The 18,167-nt window shown below is 63.3% G+C and carries 18 protein-coding genes and 1 pseudogene; 9 read left to right on the top strand and 10 right to left on the bottom strand.

Annotation, left to right across the window (positions count from 1 at the left end):
• Positions 1–150: 150 nt before the first annotated feature.
• Together ACIQYU_RS22005 and ACIQYU_RS22010 are read right to left on the bottom strand one after the other, a co-directional pair.
• On the bottom strand, positions 151–1,290 hold the full coding sequence (locus ACIQYU_RS22005) for an MFS transporter (protein WP_284381973.1): 1,140 nt from the start codon (positions 1,288–1,290) through the stop codon (positions 151–153).
• 130 nt (positions 1,291–1,420) lie between these two features.
• Positions 1,421–2,914 (bottom strand): aldehyde dehydrogenase, encoded by a 1,494-nt coding sequence (locus ACIQYU_RS22010; protein ID WP_402802207.1) that lies wholly within the window; start codon positions 2,912–2,914, stop codon positions 1,421–1,423.
• A gap of 195 nt (positions 2,915–3,109) precedes the next feature.
• Between ACIQYU_RS22010 and ACIQYU_RS22015 the strand changes: the two genes are divergently transcribed.
• Entirely contained in the window at positions 3,110–3,469 is a 360-nt protein-coding gene (locus ACIQYU_RS22015; RefSeq protein WP_003258971.1) for a cupin domain-containing protein, read from the top strand.
• Positions 3,470–3,624: 155 nt separating this feature from the next.
• Here the strand turns inward: ACIQYU_RS22015 and rpmG are convergent, their stop codons facing one another.
• Together rpmG and rpmB are read right to left on the bottom strand one after the other, a co-directional pair.
• Positions 3,625–3,780, bottom strand: a complete 156-nt coding sequence (gene rpmG / locus ACIQYU_RS22020; RefSeq protein WP_003253507.1) for a 50S ribosomal protein L33 — start codon at positions 3,778–3,780, stop codon at positions 3,625–3,627.
• Between the two features lie 10 nt (positions 3,781–3,790).
• The gene (gene rpmB, locus ACIQYU_RS22025) at positions 3,791–4,027 is read right to left on the bottom strand and encodes a 50S ribosomal protein L28 (protein ID WP_003258972.1); all 237 of its coding nucleotides are present in this window, start codon (positions 4,025–4,027) and stop codon (positions 3,791–3,793) included.
• Positions 4,028–4,388: 361 nt separating this feature from the next.
• Here rpmB and ACIQYU_RS22030 point away from each other — a divergent pair, with 361 nt between their 5' ends.
• Positions 4,389–5,996: an ABC transporter substrate-binding protein gene (locus ACIQYU_RS22030; protein ID WP_207831313.1), complete on the top strand. Its 1,608-nt coding sequence runs from the start codon at positions 4,389–4,391 to the stop codon at positions 5,994–5,996.
• Between the two features lie 135 nt (positions 5,997–6,131).
• Here the strand turns inward: ACIQYU_RS22030 and radC are convergent, their stop codons facing one another.
• Entirely contained in the window at positions 6,132–6,812 is a 681-nt protein-coding gene (gene radC, locus ACIQYU_RS22035) for a DNA repair protein RadC (RefSeq protein ID WP_241106097.1), read from the bottom strand.
• A gap of 128 nt (positions 6,813–6,940) precedes the next feature.
• Here radC and coaBC point away from each other — a divergent pair, with 128 nt between their 5' ends.
• The 4 genes and pseudogenes from coaBC (at position 6,941) to argB (ending at position 11,061) form a co-directional block, all read left to right on the top strand.
• Entirely contained in the window at positions 6,941–8,152 is a 1,212-nt protein-coding gene (coaBC, locus tag ACIQYU_RS22040; protein WP_012274821.1) for a bifunctional phosphopantothenoylcysteine decarboxylase/phosphopantothenate--cysteine ligase CoaBC, read from the top strand.
• A gap of 5 nt (positions 8,153–8,157) precedes the next feature.
• Positions 8,158–8,613, top strand: coding sequence for a dUTP diphosphatase (dut, locus tag ACIQYU_RS22045; RefSeq protein WP_015272329.1), 456 nt, complete (start codon positions 8,158–8,160; stop codon positions 8,611–8,613).
• A 144-nt stretch (positions 8,614–8,757) separates the two neighbouring features.
• A pseudogene (locus ACIQYU_RS22050) lies at positions 8,758–10,125 on the top strand (phosphomannomutase/phosphoglucomutase); the annotation flags it as partial.
• Positions 10,126–10,155: 30 nt separating this feature from the next.
• On the top strand, positions 10,156–11,061 hold the full coding sequence (gene argB / locus ACIQYU_RS22055; RefSeq protein WP_003258198.1) for an acetylglutamate kinase: 906 nt from the start codon (positions 10,156–10,158) through the stop codon (positions 11,059–11,061).
• 175 nt (positions 11,062–11,236) lie between these two features.
• On the opposite strand, the gene pyrE is transcribed toward argB, so the two are convergent.
• Positions 11,237–11,878 (bottom strand): orotate phosphoribosyltransferase, encoded by a 642-nt coding sequence (pyrE, locus tag ACIQYU_RS22060; RefSeq protein WP_003253405.1) that lies wholly within the window; start codon positions 11,876–11,878, stop codon positions 11,237–11,239.
• 80 nt (positions 11,879–11,958) lie between these two features.
• On the opposite strand from pyrE, the gene ACIQYU_RS22065 reads away from it, so the two are divergent.
• Entirely contained in the window at positions 11,959–12,738 is a 780-nt protein-coding gene (locus ACIQYU_RS22065; protein ID WP_003253401.1) for an exodeoxyribonuclease III, read from the top strand.
• Between the two features lie 32 nt (positions 12,739–12,770).
• Here ACIQYU_RS22065 and ACIQYU_RS22070 read toward each other — a convergent pair whose 3' ends face one another.
• Together ACIQYU_RS22070 and rph are read right to left on the bottom strand one after the other, a co-directional pair.
• Positions 12,771–13,139 carry a DUF4870 domain-containing protein gene (locus tag ACIQYU_RS22070; protein WP_003258195.1) on the bottom strand — a complete coding sequence of 123 codons (369 nt, stop codon included), beginning with the start codon at positions 13,137–13,139 and terminating at the stop codon, positions 12,771–12,773.
• Between the two features lie 23 nt (positions 13,140–13,162).
• Complete coding sequence (rph, locus tag ACIQYU_RS22075; RefSeq protein ID WP_013974792.1) at positions 13,163–13,885, bottom strand: ribonuclease PH; 723 nt, start codon at positions 13,883–13,885, stop codon at positions 13,163–13,165.
• Positions 13,886–14,113: 228 nt separating this feature from the next.
• Here rph and ACIQYU_RS22080 point away from each other — a divergent pair, with 228 nt between their 5' ends.
• Positions 14,114–14,977, top strand: coding sequence for a YicC/YloC family endoribonuclease (locus ACIQYU_RS22080; protein ID WP_063912232.1), 864 nt, complete (start codon positions 14,114–14,116; stop codon positions 14,975–14,977).
• A gap of 13 nt (positions 14,978–14,990) precedes the next feature.
• Positions 14,991–15,611: a guanylate kinase gene (gene gmk / locus ACIQYU_RS22085; protein ID WP_207831319.1), complete on the top strand. Its 621-nt coding sequence runs from the start codon at positions 14,991–14,993 to the stop codon at positions 15,609–15,611.
• Between the two features lie 123 nt (positions 15,612–15,734).
• Here gmk and ACIQYU_RS22090 read toward each other — a convergent pair whose 3' ends face one another.
• Positions 15,735–17,276 carry an APC family permease gene (locus ACIQYU_RS22090; protein ID WP_063912234.1) on the bottom strand — a complete coding sequence of 514 codons (1,542 nt, stop codon included), beginning with the start codon at positions 17,274–17,276 and terminating at the stop codon, positions 15,735–15,737.
• Between the two features lie 113 nt (positions 17,277–17,389).
• Positions 17,390–18,163 carry a gamma-glutamyl-gamma-aminobutyrate hydrolase family protein gene (locus tag ACIQYU_RS22095; RefSeq protein WP_063912235.1) on the bottom strand — a complete coding sequence of 258 codons (774 nt, stop codon included), beginning with the start codon at positions 18,161–18,163 and terminating at the stop codon, positions 17,390–17,392.
• Positions 18,164–18,167: the final 4 nt, after the last annotated feature.

Below are 18,167 nucleotides of genomic sequence, written 5' to 3' on the forward strand. Positions count from 1 at the left end.
GCCTGGATGGCGGAAAGCTTGAACTGTCTGGTGTGCTTGCTCATGTGAAACGCCCCTGAGGTTGGATTTTTGTCCAACATCAGGGGCGCAGTTCAAAATGTGGGAGCGGCCTTGCGTCGCGATGGGCCGCAAAGCGGCCCCAAAAATCCATCAGGCAGAAGCAGGCTCGAAGGCCCCGCGCCTCCGGGTCAATACCACCAACCCCGCAGCCCCCGCAGCCATCAGCAACGGCAACGCATGCCCGCTGATCCACTGGCCCCCCGCCCCCGCCAACAACGGCCCGAGCAGGCAGCCAATGCCCCACAGTTGCGCCACATGGGCATTGGCCCGCACCAGCTCATCATCGCGGTAGCGCTCGCCGATCAGCACCAGCGACAAGGTGAACAAGCCCCCCGCACTGGCGCCGAACAACACCCACAACGGCCAGATCGCCGGCGTGTGCAACAACAGCGGAATCGCCAGGCTGGACAACAGCAAGGTCACCGCGCAGCCGGTGAACAGGGTGCGCCGCGACATATGGTCGGCCAGCGCACCAATGGGCAGCTGCAGCACTGCGTCGCCCACCACCACGGTACTGACCATGAACAGGGCGATTTCGGTGCTGAAGCCCTGCTGCAGGCAGTACACCGGCAACAAGGTCAGGATCATCGCCTCGAACGAGGCGAACAGGGCAATGGCCCAGGCGATCACCGGCAAACGCCGGCAGAAGGCGAACAGGTCGCCGAAGGTGACGCTGCAGGCCTCTGTACTGGGCGCACCACCACGCCCAAGGAGAATCAGCGGCGCCACCAGCAGCAGGCCGGTCGCGGCCCAGAAGCCGAAGTCGTCATCCGAGCCGAGAAAGCCCAGCACCAGCGGGCCGGCCAGCTGGCTGAGGGCATAGCTGCTGCCATACAGCGCCACCAAGCGGCCACGCCATTGCTCGACCACCAGTTGGTTGATCCAGCTTTCGCCGAGGATGAACACCACGGTCAGGGACATGCCGATCATCAGCCGCAACAGCAGCCACAATGGGTAGCTGGGCAGCAGTGCCACCAGGCCGATCGACAGCGCGCCGCCCCACAGGCATATGCGCATGGCCGAGGGCACACCGACCCAGCCGGCCAGGCGGCTGGCCAGGCTGGCACCTGCCAGCACACCCAGCGCCGGCATCGCGGCCATTACGCCGATAGCGAAGCTGCCATAGCCCCAGGCTTCCAGACGCAGGGACACCAGCGGCATGCTCACGCCCAGCGCCAGCCCGACACTGAGCACCGATGCCAGTACGGCGAAGTAGGTCCCCCAACGCATCCTTGACCTCTTGAGTTCTTGGGGCTGCTTTGCAGCCCATTCGCGGCACAAGGCCGCCCCTACAGGGAAACGCATGCCCCTGTAGGAGCGGCCTTGTGCCGCGAATGGGCCGCAAAGCGGCCCCCTGGGATTACAGCTTGATCCAGGTCGCCTTCAGCTCGGTGTACTTCTCCAGCGCATGCAGCGACTTGTCACGGCCGTTGCCCGACTGCTTGAAGCCACCGAACGGCGCGGTCATGTCGCCGCCGTCGTACTGGTTGACCCAGACGCTGCCAGCGCGCACGGCACGGGCGGTCTTGTGGGCCTTGGAGATGTCCGAGGTCCAGATGCCAGCGGCCAGGCCATACGGCGTGTCGTTGGCAATGGCGACGGCCTCTTCAGCGGTGTCGAAGGCGATCACCGACAGCACTGGGCCGAAGATTTCTTCCTGGGCAATGCGCATGGCGTTGGTCACGCCGTCGAAGATGGTCGGCTCGACATAGGTGCCGCCGGTCTCTTCCAGGGTGCGCTTGCCACCGGCCAGCAGCTTGGCGCCGTCCTTGTGGCCGGCTTCGATGTACGACAGCACGGTGTTCATCTGCTGGGTGTCGACCAGGGCACCGACAGTGGTCTGTGGGTCCAGCGGGTTGCCTGGCTTCCAGCCTTTCAGGGCCTCGACCACCATTGGCAGGAACTTGTCCTTGATCGAACGCTCGACCAGCAGGCGCGAGCCTGCGGTGCACACTTCGCCCTGGTTGAAGGCGATGGCGCTGGCGGCAGCCTCGGCAGCAGCTTGCAGGTCCGGGGCGTCGGCGAAGACGATGTTCGGGCTCTTGCCACCGGCTTCCAGCCAGATGCGCTTCATGTTCGATTCGCCAGCATAGATCATCAGCTGCTTGGCGATCTTGGTCGAACCGGTGAACACCAGGGTGTCGACGTCCATGTGCAGGGCCAGTGCCTTGCCCACGGTGTGGCCGTAGCCTGGCAGCACGTTCAGCACGCCAGCCGGGATACCGGCTTCGATGGCCAGCTGGGCGATGCGAATGGCAGTCAGCGGCGATTTTTCGGACGGCTTGAGCACTACCGAGTTACCGGTGGCCAGGGCCGGGCCAAGCTTCCAGCAGGCCATCAGCAGCGGGAAGTTCCACGGTACGATGGCACCGACCACACCCACTGCTTCACGGGTGACCAGGCCGAGCTGGTCATGCGGGGTCGGGGCGACTTCGTCGTAGACCTTGTCGATGGCTTCGGCAGTCCAGTGGATGGCATTGGCCGCGCCCGGGATGTCGATGCTGGAGGAGTCACCGATCGGCTTGCCCATGTCCAGGGTTTCCAGCAGTGCCAGCTCTTCGACGTTCTTGCGCAGCAGGTCGGCGAAGCGGATCAGCTTGGCCTTGCGCTTGGCCGGTGCCAGCTGCGACCACACGCCGGAGTTGAAGGTGGCGAGGGCGTTTTCCACAGCGCGGTTGGCATCGGCCAGGTCACAGCTGGCAACCTTGGCCAGGAAGCGTCCGTCGACCGGGCTCAGGCACTCGAAGGTTTCACCGGATGCGGCATCGGTGTATTCGCCGTTGATGAAGGCACGGCCTTCGATCTTCAGTTGCTGGGCACGTTGTTCCCAGTCCGCACGAGTCAGGGTGGTCATACGAAACTCCTCCTCTTGTTTAGGTGCAACGCCGCACTGAGGACTCACAGGCGTTGTCAGAATTCTGGTGGGCGACGAGCGCACACTGGCAAGCGATACCCTAAACCAGCCCGGGTAAACTATCAATATATTTGACACAGAAGGCTCAAAAGCCTACTGATGTGCATTTTATTAAACAACAACAGGAGCCGCACCATGAGCATCGACAGCATCATCGACTTCGCACAGGTCATTACCGAGGCCGAACGCTACCGCCCGGCGGCGGAAAAAATCCTCAAGGGCGAGCCCGACCAGGCGGTCTACAACCATTATTCCAGCCCGTGCGGGCAGTTTGCCGCGGGCGTGTGGGAAGGCGAGGTGGGGCAATGGACGGTGAACTACACCGAGCATGAGTACTGCGAGATCGTCCAGGGTGTTTCGGTGCTGCGCGACCAGGACGGTGGGGCCAAGACTTTGCGTGCCGGTGACCGGTTTGTCATTCCGGCGGGGTTCAAGGGCACCTGGGAGGTGCTGGAACCTTGCCGCAAGATCTATGTGATGTTCGAGCAGAAATGATTTGAGGCTGTGCCGGCCTCTGCTCCCACAAGGATTTCACCGCCCTAAAGGCTTGTGATGCACCTGTGGGAGCGGGTTTGCCCGCGAAGAGGCCAGCACAGGCATAAAAAAACCCGCGTCCTTTCGGATGCGGGTTTTTTCAGGTCGCCGATCAATTACTTGATCTTGGCTTCCTTGTACACCACGTGCTTGCGAACAACCGGATCATATTTCTTGATCTCGATTTTGTCCGGAGTGGTGCGCTTGTTCTTGTCGGTGGTGTAGAAGTGGCCAGTGCCAGCACTCGAAACCAGACGGATCAATTCACGCATGACGTTCTCCTTAGAACTTTTCGCCGCGAGCGCGCAGCTCGGCCAGCACTACGTCGATACCACGCTTGTCAATGACGCGCATGCCTTTGGCAGATACGCGCAGACGCACGAAACGCTTCTCGGATTCAACCCAGAAACGGTGGTGCTGCAGGTTCGGCAGGAAACGACGACGGGTTTTGTTGTTTGCGTGGGAAATGTTGTTCCCGGTTACTGGACCCTTACCAGTAACTTGACAGACTCTCGACATGACTCAGCCCTCTAAAACCACATGCCCAACCCGGCATGGGTTGGCCGCTTAATCTCTCAGTCTTTGGCGCCTGGGCGCCGTGATTCTGGAGGTCTTATCGGCCGCATTCGCTGATGCGACAGGCCGAGCCCCTAGAAAAGAGCGCTGCTTTATACCAGAAAGACTCGGCCGCAACAACATTAGATGAATATTGACACGAGCCTCGACGCGCCCGGCCAGCATAGCGGCAGGCCCCGTCAGCCGTCGACCGCTCGTCGCCAATTTTGTAAAAAAGGGTGTGGCCATTTCCCGACGGGCACACTAGGGTAGGCCTTTTCCAGACTGCACTGGCAGATGGGCCACTGACAGCCAAGGAGCCACTATGCGTGCTGCCGCCCTTTCCTTATTGTTCAACTCCTTGTTCGCCGCAGGCGCCCTGTTCGCCGCCGGCGTTGCCCAGGCCGCCCCGCTGAGCGTCTGCAGCGAGGCCAGCCCCGAAGGCTTCGACGTGGTGCAGTACAACTCGCTGACCACCACCAACGCCACGGCCGATGTGCTGATGAACCGGCTGGTGGAGTTCGACGCGGCGCAAGGCAAGGTGGTGCCGAGCCTGGCGGCCAGCTGGACGGTATCGGCCGATGGCCTGATCTACGACTTTACCCTGCGCGATGACGTGAAATTCCACACCACCGCCTACTTCAAGCCAAGCCGCGCCCTGAACGCCGACGATGTGCTGTTCAGCTTCCAGCGCATGCTCTACCCCGCCCATGCCTGGCACAAGACCGCACCGGGCGGTTACCCGCATGCCCAGTCGCTGCAACTGGGCAGCCTGATCAAGGCGATCGAGGCGCCCGCACCGAACACCGTGCGTTTCACCCTCAACCACCCGGACGCCACGTTCCTGGCCACGCTGAGCATGGGCTTTGCCTCGATCTACTCCGCCGAGTACGCCGACAAACTGCTCAAGGCCGGCACGCCGGAGAAGCTCAACAGCCAGCCGGTCGGTACCGGGCCGTTCATCTTCCAGCGCTTCCAGAAGGACGCCTTGGTGCGCTACCGCGCCAACCCTGACTACTTCGCCGGCAAGCCGGCGGTCGACCCGCTGATCTTCGCCATCACCACCGATGCCAACGTGCGCCTGCAGAAACTCAAGCGCGGCGAGTGCCAGGTCGCGTTGTCGCCCAAGCCGCTGGACATTGCCGAAGCCGGCAAGGACGGCAACCTCAAGGTGGTCACCACCCCGGCCTTCATGACCGCCTTCGTCGCCATCAACAGCCAGCACCCACCGCTGGACAAGCCGGAAGTGCGCCAGGCCATCAACCTGGCCTTCGACAGGCAGGCTTATCTGAAGGCCGTGTTCGAAGACTCCGCGGTAGCCGCCAACGGCCCCTACCCGCCCAACACCTGGAGCTACGCCAAGGACTTGCCCGGCTACCCGCTGGACCTGAAGAAAGCCAAGGCCCTGCTGACCAAGGCTGGCCTGGCCCAAGGCTTCAGCACCACGATCTGGACCCGCCCGTCGGGCAGCCTGCTCAACCCCAACCCCAGCCTCGGTGCGCAGATGCTGCAGGCCGACCTGGCCAAGATTGGCATCAAGGCCGAGATCCGCGTGATCGAGTGGGGCGAGCTGATCCGCCGCGCCAAGGCGGGCGAGCATGACCTGCTGTTCATGGGCTGGGCGGGTGACAACGGCGACCCGGACAACTTCCTCAGCCCGCAGTTTTCCTGCGCCGCGGTGCAGTCGGGGACCAACTTCGCACGTTTCTGCGACAGCCGCCTGGACCAGTTGATCAGCGCCGGGCGTACCACCAACGACCAGAGCGTGCGCAGCCGGCTTTACCAGCAGGCGCAAACCCTGATTCAGCAGCAGGCGCTGTGGGTGCCGCTGGCGCACCCGACGGCGGCGGCCCTGCTGCGCCAAGGGGTCGAGGGGTACCAGGTGAGCCCGTTCGGGCGGCTGGATTTCAGCAAGGTGTCAGTGACCAAGTAAGCCCGCGCCGGCCTCTTCGCGGGTAAACCCGCTCCCACAGGGAACGCGCCAACTTTGAACATGGCACCATCCCTGTGGGAGCGGGTTCACCCGCGAAAGGGCCGGTACTGGCAGCACAAGGCTCCCAGTTTTTCCTCAGGCCACAATCCACCCATGCTCGACCATCGACAGCGGCTCCCCGTCACCGATGATGATGTGATCCAGCACCCGCACATCGATCAACGCCAGCCCCCGCTTCAGCGACAGGGTCAAATGCACATCGTCCTGGCTGGGCTCACTGTTGCCTGAGGGGTGGTTGTGGCACAGGATCAAGGCCGCTGCGTTATGCAGCAATGCCCGCCGCACCACTTCCCGTGGGTAGACGCTGGCCCGATCTATCGTGCCTCGGAAGAGGATTTCAAACGCCAACGGCCTGTGCTTGGTATCGAGAAAGAGACATCCGAACACCTCGCTGACTTCATGTCGCAGCATCGCTTTCAGATAGCGCCTCACCGTTCCCGGGCTGTCCATCGCAGATTCACGCTCAATCGAAGTTGCAAGGTGCCTGCGCCCGATCTCCAGCAGCGCCTGCAACTGGCTGTACCTCACCGGGCCCAAACCAAGCTCACCGACGAAGGCCTCACGGTCGGCCTCCAGCAACTGGCGCAAGCCCCCGAACTTCACGAGCAGACCTCGCGCCAGTTCCACGACATTGCGCCCACGCACACCTGAGCCGAGAAATACAGCAAGCAATTCCGTATCCGTCAGGCTTCCGACCCCACGCTGCAACAACTTCTCCCTCGGCCGCTCTTCAGCCGGCCACTCCCTGATATTCATCCCGCCCCTCTGCCCTTGCTGCGGCCCATTTCGGCCCTGTGTTAATCTATTTCGCCTCGTACATGCGACGTTCTGCCGCAGGCATTCCCAAACGTCGCCGCCCGCTCTCACTGGAAAAAGGCAAGCCTATGCAGCGGCTGTATCGCAAGCGCATCGTTCTCGGCGTGGGTGGCGGCATTGCCGCCTACAAAAGCGCCGAACTGATTCGCCGACTCCTGGAGCACGGCGCGCAGGTGCGCGTCGTCATGACCCGTGGTGGTGCAGAGTTCATCACCCCGCTGACCCTGCAGGCGCTGTCGGGCCACCCGGTGCACATGGACCTGCTCGACCCTGCCGCCGAAGCGGCCATGGGCCATATCGAACTGGCCAAGTGGGCCGATCTGGTGCTGATCGCCCCGGCCACCGCCGACCTCATGGCGCGCATGGCCCAAGGCATGGCCGACGACCTGCTGACCACCCTGGTACTGGCCACCGACGCTACCGTCGCCGTGGCCCCGGCCATGAACCAGGCCATGTGGCGCGACCCGGCCACCCAGGCCAACCTCGAACTGCTCAAGAGCCGTGGCATCCAGGTGTTCGGCCCGGCGTCCGGCAGCCAGGCCTGTGGCGACGTCGGCCTGGGCCGCATGCTCGAAGCCACCGACCTGGCCTGGTGTGCCGCGGAAAGCTTCAAGCGCCAGGCCCTGACCGGCAAGCACGTGCTGATCACCGCCGGCCCGACCCAGGAAAACATCGACCCGGTGCGCTACATCACCAATCATAGCTCCGGCAAGATGGGCTTCGCCCTGGCCGAAGCGGCCGCCGAAGCCGGGGCTAGGGTCACCCTCGTCACCGGCCCTGTGCACCTGCCGACCCCCGACCGGGTCAGCCGTATCGACGTGGTCAGCGCGCGGGACATGCTCGCAGCCTGTGAAGCGGCCATGCCGTGCGACCTGTTCATCGCCTCGGCGGCGGTCGCGGACTACCGCCCGGAAGTCGTTGCCACGCAAAAACTGAAGAAAGATCCTACGACCGGCGACGGCATGCTGCTGCAGATGGTGCGCAATCCCGATATCCTTGCCACCCTCGCTGGCCGCGCCGACCGCCCGTTCAGCGTCGGCTTCGCCGCCGAAACCGAACACTTGCTCGATTACGCCACGCGCAAGCTCAAGGACAAGAACCTCGACCTGATCGTCGCCAATGATGTGGCCAACCCCAGCATCGGCTTCAACAGCGAAGAAAACGCCTTGACCGTGATCGACCGCCAGCAGCACCAGACCCTCTTCGCGCAGACCAGCAAGGGCAAGATCGCCCGGCAACTGGTCGCCTTCATCGCCGAACGGCTCAATCAGGTTCAATAAGTTACATGCACGCTCTTCAAGCCAAGATCCTCGACCCACGCCTGGGCACCGAATTCCCCCTGCCGCAGTACGCCACCCCCGGCTCCGCCGGCCTGGACCTGCGCGCCCTGCTCAAGGAGGACACCGTCCTCGAGCCAGGCCAGACCCTGCTGATTCCCACCGGCCTGTCGATCTACATCGGCGACCCGGGCCTGGCGGCGGTGATCCTGCCGCGCTCGGGCCTGGGCCATAAGCACGGCATCGTGCTGGGCAACCTGGTCGGGCTGATCGACTCGGACTACCAGGGCGAGTTGATGGTGTCGTGCTGGAACCGCGGCAACACCCCGTTCACCATCGCTGTCGGCGAGCGCATCGCCCAGCTGGTGCTGGTACCGGTGGTACAGGCCCATTTCGACATCGTCGAAGCGTTCGATGAAAGCCAGCGCGGCGCTGGCGGCTTCGGCCATTCCGGCAGCCACTGAGCCGAGAAATGACCGTTCAGGCCAAGGATGGCGAACTCTCTGGCGAAACCACCGTCCAAGCGTTCAGTTTGCGCCTGCCCAGAAAGCCTTTGACTAATGGAGCTTCCAGAGATGAACGACATGGCCCACCTGGTCCCCGCCGCACTGCCAGACAGCATTTTCCGCGCGTATGACATTCGCGGCGTGGTCGGCAAAACCCTTCACGCCGAAACCGCCTACTGGATCGGCCGCGCCATCGGCGCGCAAAGCCTGGCCCAGGGCGAACCGCAGGTTTCGGTCGGCCGCGATGGCCGCCTGTCCGGCCCGATGCTGGTCGAACAGCTGATCAAGGGCCTGGTCGATGCCGGCTGCCAGGTCAGCGACGTCGGCCTGGTGCCTACCCCGGCGCTGTACTACGCAGCCAACGTGCTGGCCGGCAAGTCGGGTGTGATGCTGACCGGTAGCCACAACCCGTCGGACTACAACGGCTTCAAGATCGTCATCGCCGGCGATACCCTGGCCAACGAACAGATCCAGGCGCTGCTGACCCGCCTGAAAACCAACAACCTGACCCGCGCCGAAGGCCGCGTAGAAAAGGTCGAGATCCTCGACCGCTACTTCCAGCAGATTGTCGGCGACGTGAAGCTGGCCAGGAAGCTCAAGGTGGTGGTGGACTGCGGCAATGGCGCCGCTGGCGTGGTTGCGCCGCAACTGATCGAAGCCTTGGGCTGCGAAGTGATCCCGCTGTTCTGCGAGGTCGATGGCAACTTCCCCAACCACCACCCGGACCCGGGCAAGCCGGAAAACCTCGAAGACCTGATCGCCAAGGTCAAGGAAACCGGCGCCGACATCGGCCTGGCCTTCGACGGTGACGGCGACCGCGTCGGCGTGGTGACCAACACCGGCAGCATCGTCTACCCCGACCGCCTGCTGATGCTGTTTGCCCAGGACGTGCTGTCGCGCAACCCGGGCGCCGAAATCATCTTCGACGTCAAATGCACCCGCCGCCTGACCCCGCTGATCGAGCAGCACGGCGGCCGCGCGCTGATGTGGAAGACCGGACACTCGCTGATCAAGAAGAAGATGAAACAGACTGGCTCGCTGCTGGCCGGCGAGATGAGCGGTCACATCTTCATCAAGGAACGCTGGTACGGTTTCGACGACGGCATCTACAGCGCCGCGCGCCTGCTGGAGATCCTCAGCAAGACCGGGCAAAGCGCCGAAAACCTGTTTGCCGCCTTCCCGAACGATATTTCCACGCCGGAAATCAATATTGATGTGACCGACGAGGGTAAATTCAGCATCATTGATGCACTGCAACGCGACGCCGACTGGGGCGACGCCAACCTGACCACCATCGATGGTGTGCGGGTGGATTATGCCCACGGCTGGGGCCTGGTTCGCGCCTCCAACACCACCCCGGTGCTGGTGCTGCGCTTCGAGGCCGACAGCGACGCCGAATTGCAACGTATCAAGGATGTTTTCCGTACTCAGTTGCTGCGGGTTGAGCCTGAGCTGCAACTGCCGTTCTGACCGACTATCTGTTCCTTACAGGAGCCCTGCATGACCCTCGATCGCGATGCCGCTTCCCATGTAGCCGAGGTTTTGTCCGAAGCACTGCCTTACATCCGCCGCTTTGTCGGCAAGACCCTGGTGATCAAGTACGGCGGCAACGCGATGGAGAGCGAGGAGCTCAAGACCGGCTTCGCCCGTGACATCGTGCTGATGAAGGCTGTGGGCATCAACCCGGTGGTGGTCCACGGTGGTGGCCCGCAGATCGGCGACCTGCTCAAGCGCCTGTCGATCGAAAGCCACTTCATCGACGGCATGCGCGTCACCGACTCGGCGACCATGGACGTGGTGGAGATGGTGCTGGGTGGCCAGGTCAACAAGGACATCGTCAACCTGATCAACCGCCACGGCGGCAGCGCCATCGGCCTGACCGGCAAGGACGCGGAGCTGATCCGCGCCCGCAAGCTGACCGTCAGCCGCCAGACACCCGAGATGACCACCCCGGAAATCATCGACATCGGCCACGTGGGCGAAGTGGTGAGCGTGAACACCGACCTGCTGAACATGCTGGTGAAGGGCGACTTCATCCCGGTGATCGCGCCGATCGGCGTGGGTGCCAACGGTGAGTCGTACAACATCAACGCCGACCTGGTGGCGGGCAAGGTAGCCGAGGCGCTGAAGGCCGAGAAGCTGATGCTGCTGACCAACATCGCCGGCCTGATGGACAAGCAGGGCGAGGTGCTGACCGGCCTGACCACCGAGCAGGTCAACGAACTGATCGCCGACGGCACCATCTACGGCGGCATGCTGCCGAAGATCAAGTGCGCGCTGGATGCGGTGCAGGGCGGTGTGAACAGCTCGCACATCATCGACGGCCGTGTGCCGAATGCGGTACTGCTGGAGATCTTCACCGACAGCGGTGTGGGTACCCTGATTACCAACCGCAAGCAGCGCTGATCGTCAACCTGTTCCGGCCTCTTCGCGGGTAAACCCGCTCCCACAGGTACAGCACCGCCTTTGAGGGCTGTGGAGATCCTGTGGGAGCGGGTTTACCCGCGAAGAGGCCGGAACAGGCGAAACAAAAAAGGCGACCCTCATGCGAAGGTCGCCTTTTTCATTTCCGGGCCTCGAATCAGATACCGTACTGCGCCCGGTAAGCCTCGACAGCCGGCAGATGCTGCTTCAGCTGCGGGTCATCGGCCAGGAACTCCAGCACCTGGGTCAGCGAAACGATGCTGACCACCGGGATACCGAAGTCGCGCTCCACTTCCTGGATCGCCGACAGCTCGCCATTGCCACGCTCTTCGCGGTTCAGCGCGATCAGCACGCCGGCGGCCTTGGCCTGCTGGGCATTGATGATCTGCATGACCTCACGAATGGCGGTACCGGCGGTGATCACGTCGTCGATGATCAGCACGTCACCGGCCAGCGGTGCACCGACCAGGCTGCCGCCTTCGCCGTGATCCTTGGCTTCCTTGCGGTTGAAGCACCATGGCACGTCGAGCTGATGCTGATCGGCAAGGGCCACGGCAGTCGTCGCTGCCAGCGGGATACCCTTGTAGGCCGGGCCGAACAGCACATCGAACGGGATCTTGCTGTCGACGATGGCTGCGGCATAGCAGCGCCCCAGTTCGGCCAGGGCGGAACCGGTGTTGAACAGGCCGGCATTGAAGAAATACGGGCTGGTACGCCCCGATTTCAGGGTGAATTCACCGAAACGCAGTACCCCGCGATCGATGGCAAAACGGATGAAGTCGCGCTGATACGGCTGCATGGATAGTCCCGGACACCACGGATTTAGCTAAATGGTTTGAGCTCGGGTATCATACACGCACGAGATTTTTGGGGCCATTTATGCGGATCATCAGTGTGAACGTAAATGGCATTCAGGCTGCGGCCGAGCGTGGTTTGCTCAGCTGGCTGCAAGCCCAGAATGCCGACGTCATCTGCCTTCAGGATACCCGCGCCTCGGCCTTTGAACTCGATGACCCAGCTTTCCAGCTCGATGGCTATTTCCTTTATGCCTGCGACGCGGAGGTGCCTGCCCAAGGTGGTGTGGCCCTGTATTCGCGCATGCAGCCCAAGGCAGTCATCACCGGCCTGGGCTTCGAGACAGCCGACCGCTACGGGCGTTACCTGCAAGCAGATTTCGACAAAGTCAGTATTGCCAGCCTGCTGCTGCCTTCGGGTATGAACGGCGACGAAGACTTGAACCAGAAGTTCAAGTTGATGGACGACTTCGCCAAATACCTGGACAAACAGCGTCGCAAGCGTCGCGAATACATCTACTGCGGCTCGTTCTACGTGGCGCAGCAGAAGCTCGACATCAAGAACTGGCGTGACAGCCAGCAGTCGCCGGGTTTCCTGGCGCCGGAGCGCGCCTGGATGGATGCGATCACTGGCGAGATGGGTTACGTCGATGCCCTGCGCGAAGTCAGCCGTGAAGGCGACCAGTACAGCTGGTGGCCGGACAACGAGCAGGCCGAGATGCTCAACCTGGGCTACCGGTTCGACTACCAGATCCTAACCCCGGGCCTGCGCCGCTTCGTGCGTAACGCCCGTCTGCCGCGTCAGCCGCGCTTCTCCCAGCATGCGCCGCTGATCGTCGACTATGACTGGACGTTGACCATCTAAACGCAATTGGGGCCGCTCTGCGGCCCCAATTGCTATTTGATCGGTCGCCAGATCATCGGGTAGCGATAAGGCTTGCCCTCATTCGCCCGCACCGCCGCAATGATGATCAGGATCATCACCGCGACCATCAGCATGGCGAACAGCACCAGCCCGATGAACACGAACATCAGCAGGAAGCAGATGAACCCGGCAATGGTCACGCTGATCTGAAAGTTCAGCGCCTCTTTGCCCTGGGCGTCGATGAAAGGGTCTTGCTCGCGCTTGAGGTGCCACAGCACCAGCGGGCCCAGCAGGTGCCCGAGCGGCACCACCAGGCCCAGCAGCGCGGAGAGGTGGCAGAACATCGCCCATTGCCGGATTTCGGCATTGGGCGGGGTGATCGACAGGTTCGATTCGCTCATGCCCCGCACCTCCCTGGCTGGGTTCAGTCGGCCAGTGCCGCCTGCTGCAGTTCGAAGATCTCGCTCATGCCCTTCTGTGCCAGGGCGAGCATGGCGTTGAAGTCTTCAGGCTGGAACGGCGCGCCCTCGGCAGTACCCTGCACTTCGATGAAACCACCGGCGCTGGTCATGACCACGTTCAGGTCGGTTTCGGCGGCGGAGTCTTCCAGGTAGTCCAGGTCGAGCACCGCTTCGCCCTGGTACATGCCCACCGACACGGCGGCGATCATGTGCTTGAGCGGGTTGCCGGCCTTCAGGCCACCGCGCTTCTTGATCACCGCCAGGGCGTCGCACAGGGCGACCATGGCACCGGTGATGGACGCAGTGCGGGTGCCACCATCGGCCTGGATCACGTCGCAGTCGACGTACAGAGTGATGTCACCGAGCTTGCTCATGTCCAGCGCGGCGCGCAGCGAACGGCCGATCAGGCGCTGGATTTCCAGGGTGCGCCCACCCTGCTTGCCACGGCTGGCTTCACGTTGGTTACGCTCGCCGGTGGAGCGCGGCAGCATGCCGTATTCGGCGGTCAGCCAGCCTTGGCCCTGGCCTTTGAGGAAGCGTGGCACACCGTTTTCCACGCTGACCGTGCAGATGACCTTGGTGTCACCGAACTCGACCAGTACCGACCCTTCGGCGTGCTTGGTGTAGTTGCGGGTGATGCGGATCGAGCGGAGCTGATCGGCGGCGCGACCACTTGGACGTTTCATCTGGGATACCTGTACTGGGACTTTGAATCTGCCGAGCATTATAGAGCCCGCAGCCCGGGGAAGACATGCCTATTGTCGCGCCCGGCACTGCCCGTCGCCTTTTCCTACCGGCCAGGCCACCCGTCGGTAACATGGGTGGATTGGGCGCCAAGGCCCCACTGCGCTACAATCCTGCGCCTTGCAGCCGAGAGGCTCCCACCGTTCATTCATCTACGCGAGGTACTCCCCATGGTGCACAGCATGACCGCTTTTGCTCGTGTCGAGCGCGCCGGCAGCCAAGGCACCCTGGTCTGGGAGCTGCGCTCGGTCAACCACCGTTACCTGGAACCGCACCTGCGCCTGCCCGAGGCCCTGCGCGACCTCGAAGGCGCCGTGCGTGAAGGCCTGCGCCAGGGCCTGTCGCGGGGCAAGGTGGAATGCACCTTGCGCCTCAACGAAGACAGCAACGGCAAACCACTGAAGGTGGACCGCGAGCGCGCCGCACAGCTGGTTGCCGCCGCCGAGGAAGTGGCCGGCCTGATCAAGCAGCCGGCCCCCCTGAACCCGCTGGAGGTGCTGTCCTGGCCTGGCGTGCTGGTAGCCGACGCCAGCGACCCGCAGGCACTGAATAGCGAAGCCATGGCGCTGTTCGATGAAGCGCTGGCCGAGCTCAAGGCCGGGCGCCAGCGTGAAGGCCAGGAACTGGCCCGGCTGATCAACGAGCGCCTGGACAACATGGCCAGCGAAGTCACCACCCTGCGCGCCCTGGTGCCGCAGATGCTGGCGGCGCAGCGGCAGAAGATCCTCGACCGCTTCGGCGACATGCAGGCCGAACTCGACCCGCAACGCCTGGAGCAGGAGATGGTGCTGCTGGCCCAGAAGAGCGACGTGGCCGAGGAACTCGACCGTCTCAGCACCCACGTCACCGAAGTGCGCCGAGTGCTCAAGGGTGGCGGTGCCGCCGGCCGGCGCCTGGACTTCCTGATGCAGGAACTCAACCGCGAGGCCAACACCCTCGGCTCCAAGGCCTTCGACCCACGCAGCACGCAAGCGGCGGTCAACCTGAAGGTATTGATCGAACAGATGCGTGAACAAGTACAGAACATCGAGTAAGGCCACCCCGACCATGAACCATAGCAGCGGCACCCTCTACATCGTTTCGGCTCCTTCGGGCGCCGGCAAGACCAGCCTGGTCACCGCCCTGACCAAGGACGACCAGCAAATCCGCGTCTCGGTCTCGCACACCACCCGCGCCATGCGCCCGGGCGAGCAGCACGGGGTGAACTACCACTTCGTCGTCCACGAGGAATTCAAGGCGCTGATCGCCCAAGGCGACTTCCTGGAGCATGCCGAGGTGTTCGGCAACTTCTACGGCACCTCGCGCAGCGCGCTGCAGCAGACCCTGGACCAGGGTTACGACCTGATCCTGGAAATCGACTGGCAGGGCGCGCAGCAAGTGCGCAAGCTGATGCCGCAGGCGTTGTCGGTGTTCATCCTGCCGCCAAGCCAGCAGGCACTGCGCCAGCGCCTGGACGGCCGCGGGCAGGACAGCGAAGAGATCATCGCCGGGCGCATGAAGGAAGCCGTCAGCGAGATGGTGCACTACGACGAGTATGACTACGTGATCATCAACGATGATTTCGACGTGGCGCTGGAGGATTTGAAAGCGGTGTTCCGCTCGAATCGCCTGGTGTTGAAGAAGCAGCAGCAGCGTCATGCGGCGTTGCTGAAGCAAATGATCGGCTAAAGATTGCCTGGGCCTCTTCGAGGCCCTTTCGCGACACAAGGCCGCTCCCACATCTGATGGCGTACGCCGTGCTTTTGTGGGAGCGGCCTTGTGTCGCGATAGGGGCACAAAGCGCCCCCAGCTTTATTCCTGCAGTGGCAAGGTAGCCTGCTGACGCAGGGTAGCCCCCAGGAAGTACGCCGGCGCGCGCATGCGCGACAGCATCATCAGCGCGATGCCGAGCACCGAGATGATCGCGGCAATAACGAACACCAGCCCCAGCCCGCCCACATGCGAGCCACTGCCAAAGTCCGGCGAGGCGCTATCGATGGCGGTACGCGCAAAGATCACCGACAAGATCACCCCACCCACCAGCGGGCACAGGCCGCGCATGATGAAGTGGCGCAGGCTGTCGAACAGGCTGTGGCGGAAATACCAGACGCAGGCGAACGCGGTCAGCGAATAGTAGAAGCAGATCATCATGCCCAGTGCGGTAATGGTATCGGCCAGCACGTTCTCGCTCAGGGTACGCATGGTCACGTAGAACAGGCCTGCGGCTAGGCCGGCACAGATGGTGGCGTAGCGCGGGGTTTGCGAACGCGGGCAGACGCTGGCGAACTTTTGCGGTACCGCGCCGTAGTAACCCATGGCCAACAGGGTGCGCGCCGGCGCCACGAAGGTCGACTGCAGCGAAGCCGCCGTGCTGGCCAGCACGGCGATGGACATCAGGATCGCCAGCGGCCCCATGACCGGGCCGGCCAGGTGGGCAAACACGTTTTCCTGGATGCGCGGGTTGTTCAGGCCCAGGCCAGTTTCACTGATACCGGCAAACTGCAGGGTGGCGATGGCGGTAAACAGGTACAGGCCGAGAATCAACATCACGGTCCAGGTGGCGGCCTTGCCCGGCACCTCTTCACTGCCCACCGACTCTTCGCTGACGGTCAGGCACGTGTCCCAGCCCCAGAAGATGAAGATCGACAGCGACAGCCCGGCGGCAAAAGCCGAGAACGACTCGACGCCGAACGGGTTGAACCAGGCGAAATCGAACTCCAGCGGTGGCGGCGCGGTGGTTTCGCCGAAAGCGGCAAAGGCGAAGCCGATCAGCACCAGCAACTGCAGGGCCACCAGGCCGTACTGCACGGTCATGGTGGTGGTCATGCCGCGGCAGCAGATCCACACCGCCAAGGCGATGAACACGCAACAAGTGGTTATGTTGATGAGCAGGTTGTCGGCCAATGCCGCCAGCTCATGCTTGCCGGTGATCTGGCCAAGGAACAGGTAGAAGAAATCGACCGCCACCCCTGCCAGGTTCGACAACACGATGGTGGTGGCGACCACCAGGCCCCAGCCGCCGATCCAGCCGATCATCGGGCCGAAGGCACGCGCCGACCAGGTAAACGAAGTACCGCTGTCCGGCTCCGCCGAGTTCAGTTCGCGGTAGCCCAAGGCCACCAGCAGCATCGGCAGGAAGCCGACGATGAACACGGCGGGCAGGTGCGCACCCACTTCACGCACGGTCGGGCCAAGGGCGCCGGTCAGGGTGTAGACCGGGGCGATGGTGGAAATGCCCAGCACCACGCTGGCCAGCAAGCCCAGCCGGCCTGTGGCCAGGCCCTTGCTGCGCTGGGTATTGCCCGCGTCGGCCGCCACGTCGGGTGGGCGGCCGGCTTCTGTGTAATTGCTCATGAGTATTTGCCGTAAATTTTGGAATTGTTTTCACAGGCCTTGCGCACAAGGCCCGCTTTCACTCATTGAAAGCTTGCTGCCGGGAACAAGTCATCCGAGACCTTCGGGTGACTTCAGAATGCCTCCTGCCGTGCGCCCTCCCGTGCTGCGTAGGCAATGCAGGCCTCGCGAAACGCCTGGAACAGGCGCAGCGAGACCGGGTTTTCGGTAAATCGCCACTCCGGGTGCCACTGCACGCCGAGCACAAAGCCCGGCGCCGCAGGCATGGACACCGCTTCGATCAGGCCATCCGGGGCCCGTGCCTCGACGCGCAGGCCCGGGGCCAGGCGGTCGATGCCCTGGCTGTGCAGCGAGTTGACCTCGAACTGCTCAGCCAGGCCCAGGCGCTCGAACATCCCGCCAGGCTCGATGCCGACAGGGTGACGAGGGCCGTATTGCACCTCCAGGGGTGCGTCCTCAGGTTCACGGTGGTCAAGGTAGCCGGGCAGTTCCTGCACGCGCTGGTGCAGGCTGCCGCCCAGGGCCACGTTCAGTTCCTGGTAGCCACGGCAGATACAGAACACCGGCACGCCGGCGGCAATGGCCGCCTGCAGCAGCGGCAGGGTCAGGCGATCGCGTGCCAGATCGTGCCGGGTACCTGCCGCGCTGGGGGCGCCATTGTAATGATGCGGTTCGATATTTGAAGGTGAGCCGGTAAAAACAATGCCGTGCAGGCGGGCCAGCAGCGCCTGCGTGTCGCTGCCCCCGTCACGGGCCGGCAAGATCAGTGGCAAGCCGGCAAAGCCGGCCGCCTCGACATACTTGTCGCCTACCGTGTGCGACGAGTTCTTCCCCACCTGCTGGCGGCAGGCGCTGACGCCGATCAAGGGGACCGCATTTGCGCTCATGGGC

It is taken from the genome of Pseudomonas sp. NPDC096925, from assembly GCF_044762545.1.
Lineage (GTDB): Bacteria > Pseudomonadota > Gammaproteobacteria > Pseudomonadales > Pseudomonadaceae > Aquipseudomonas.

Excerpts from the sequence above, each read along its gene's own strand:
- ACIQYU_RS22065 (WP_003253401.1), top strand. The coding sequence starts at position 11,959 with ATGCGGATCATCAGTGTGAACGTAAATGGCATTCAGGCTGCGGCCGAG.
- ACIQYU_RS22015 (WP_003258971.1), top strand. The coding sequence starts at position 3,110 with ATGAGCATCGACAGCATCATCGACTTCGCACAGGTCATTACCGAGGCC.
- dut (WP_015272329.1), top strand. The coding sequence starts at position 8,158 with ATGCACGCTCTTCAAGCCAAGATCCTCGACCCACGCCTGGGCACCGAA.
- rpmG (WP_003253507.1), bottom strand. The coding sequence starts at position 3,780 with ATGCGTGAATTGATCCGTCTGGTTTCGAGTGCTGGCACTGGCCACTTC.
- ACIQYU_RS22095 (WP_063912235.1), bottom strand. The coding sequence starts at position 18,163 with ATGAGCGCAAATGCGGTCCCCTTGATCGGCGTCAGCGCCTGCCGCCAG.
- ACIQYU_RS22090 (WP_063912234.1), bottom strand. The coding sequence starts at position 17,276 with ATGAGCAATTACACAGAAGCCGGCCGCCCACCCGACGTGGCGGCCGAC.
- pyrE (WP_003253405.1), bottom strand. The coding sequence starts at position 11,878 with ATGCAGCCGTATCAGCGCGACTTCATCCGTTTTGCCATCGATCGCGGG.
- ACIQYU_RS22010 (WP_402802207.1), bottom strand. The coding sequence starts at position 2,914 with ATGACCACCCTGACTCGTGCGGACTGGGAACAACGTGCCCAGCAACTG.
- ACIQYU_RS22030 (WP_207831313.1), top strand. The coding sequence starts at position 4,389 with ATGCGTGCTGCCGCCCTTTCCTTATTGTTCAACTCCTTGTTCGCCGCA.
- radC (WP_241106097.1), bottom strand. The coding sequence starts at position 6,812 with ATGAATATCAGGGAGTGGCCGGCTGAAGAGCGGCCGAGGGAGAAGTTG.
- ACIQYU_RS22005 (WP_284381973.1), bottom strand. The coding sequence starts at position 1,290 with ATGCGTTGGGGGACCTACTTCGCCGTACTGGCATCGGTGCTCAGTGTC.
- gmk (WP_207831319.1), top strand. The coding sequence starts at position 14,991 with ATGAACCATAGCAGCGGCACCCTCTACATCGTTTCGGCTCCTTCGGGC.
- ACIQYU_RS22080 (WP_063912232.1), top strand. The coding sequence starts at position 14,114 with ATGGTGCACAGCATGACCGCTTTTGCTCGTGTCGAGCGCGCCGGCAGC.
- argB (WP_003258198.1), top strand. The coding sequence starts at position 10,156 with ATGACCCTCGATCGCGATGCCGCTTCCCATGTAGCCGAGGTTTTGTCC.
- coaBC (WP_012274821.1), top strand. The coding sequence starts at position 6,941 with ATGCAGCGGCTGTATCGCAAGCGCATCGTTCTCGGCGTGGGTGGCGGC.
- rpmB (WP_003258972.1), bottom strand. The coding sequence starts at position 4,027 with ATGTCGAGAGTCTGTCAAGTTACTGGTAAGGGTCCAGTAACCGGGAAC.
- ACIQYU_RS22070 (WP_003258195.1), bottom strand. The coding sequence starts at position 13,139 with ATGAGCGAATCGAACCTGTCGATCACCCCGCCCAATGCCGAAATCCGG.
- rph (WP_013974792.1), bottom strand. The coding sequence starts at position 13,885 with ATGAAACGTCCAAGTGGTCGCGCCGCCGATCAGCTCCGCTCGATCCGC.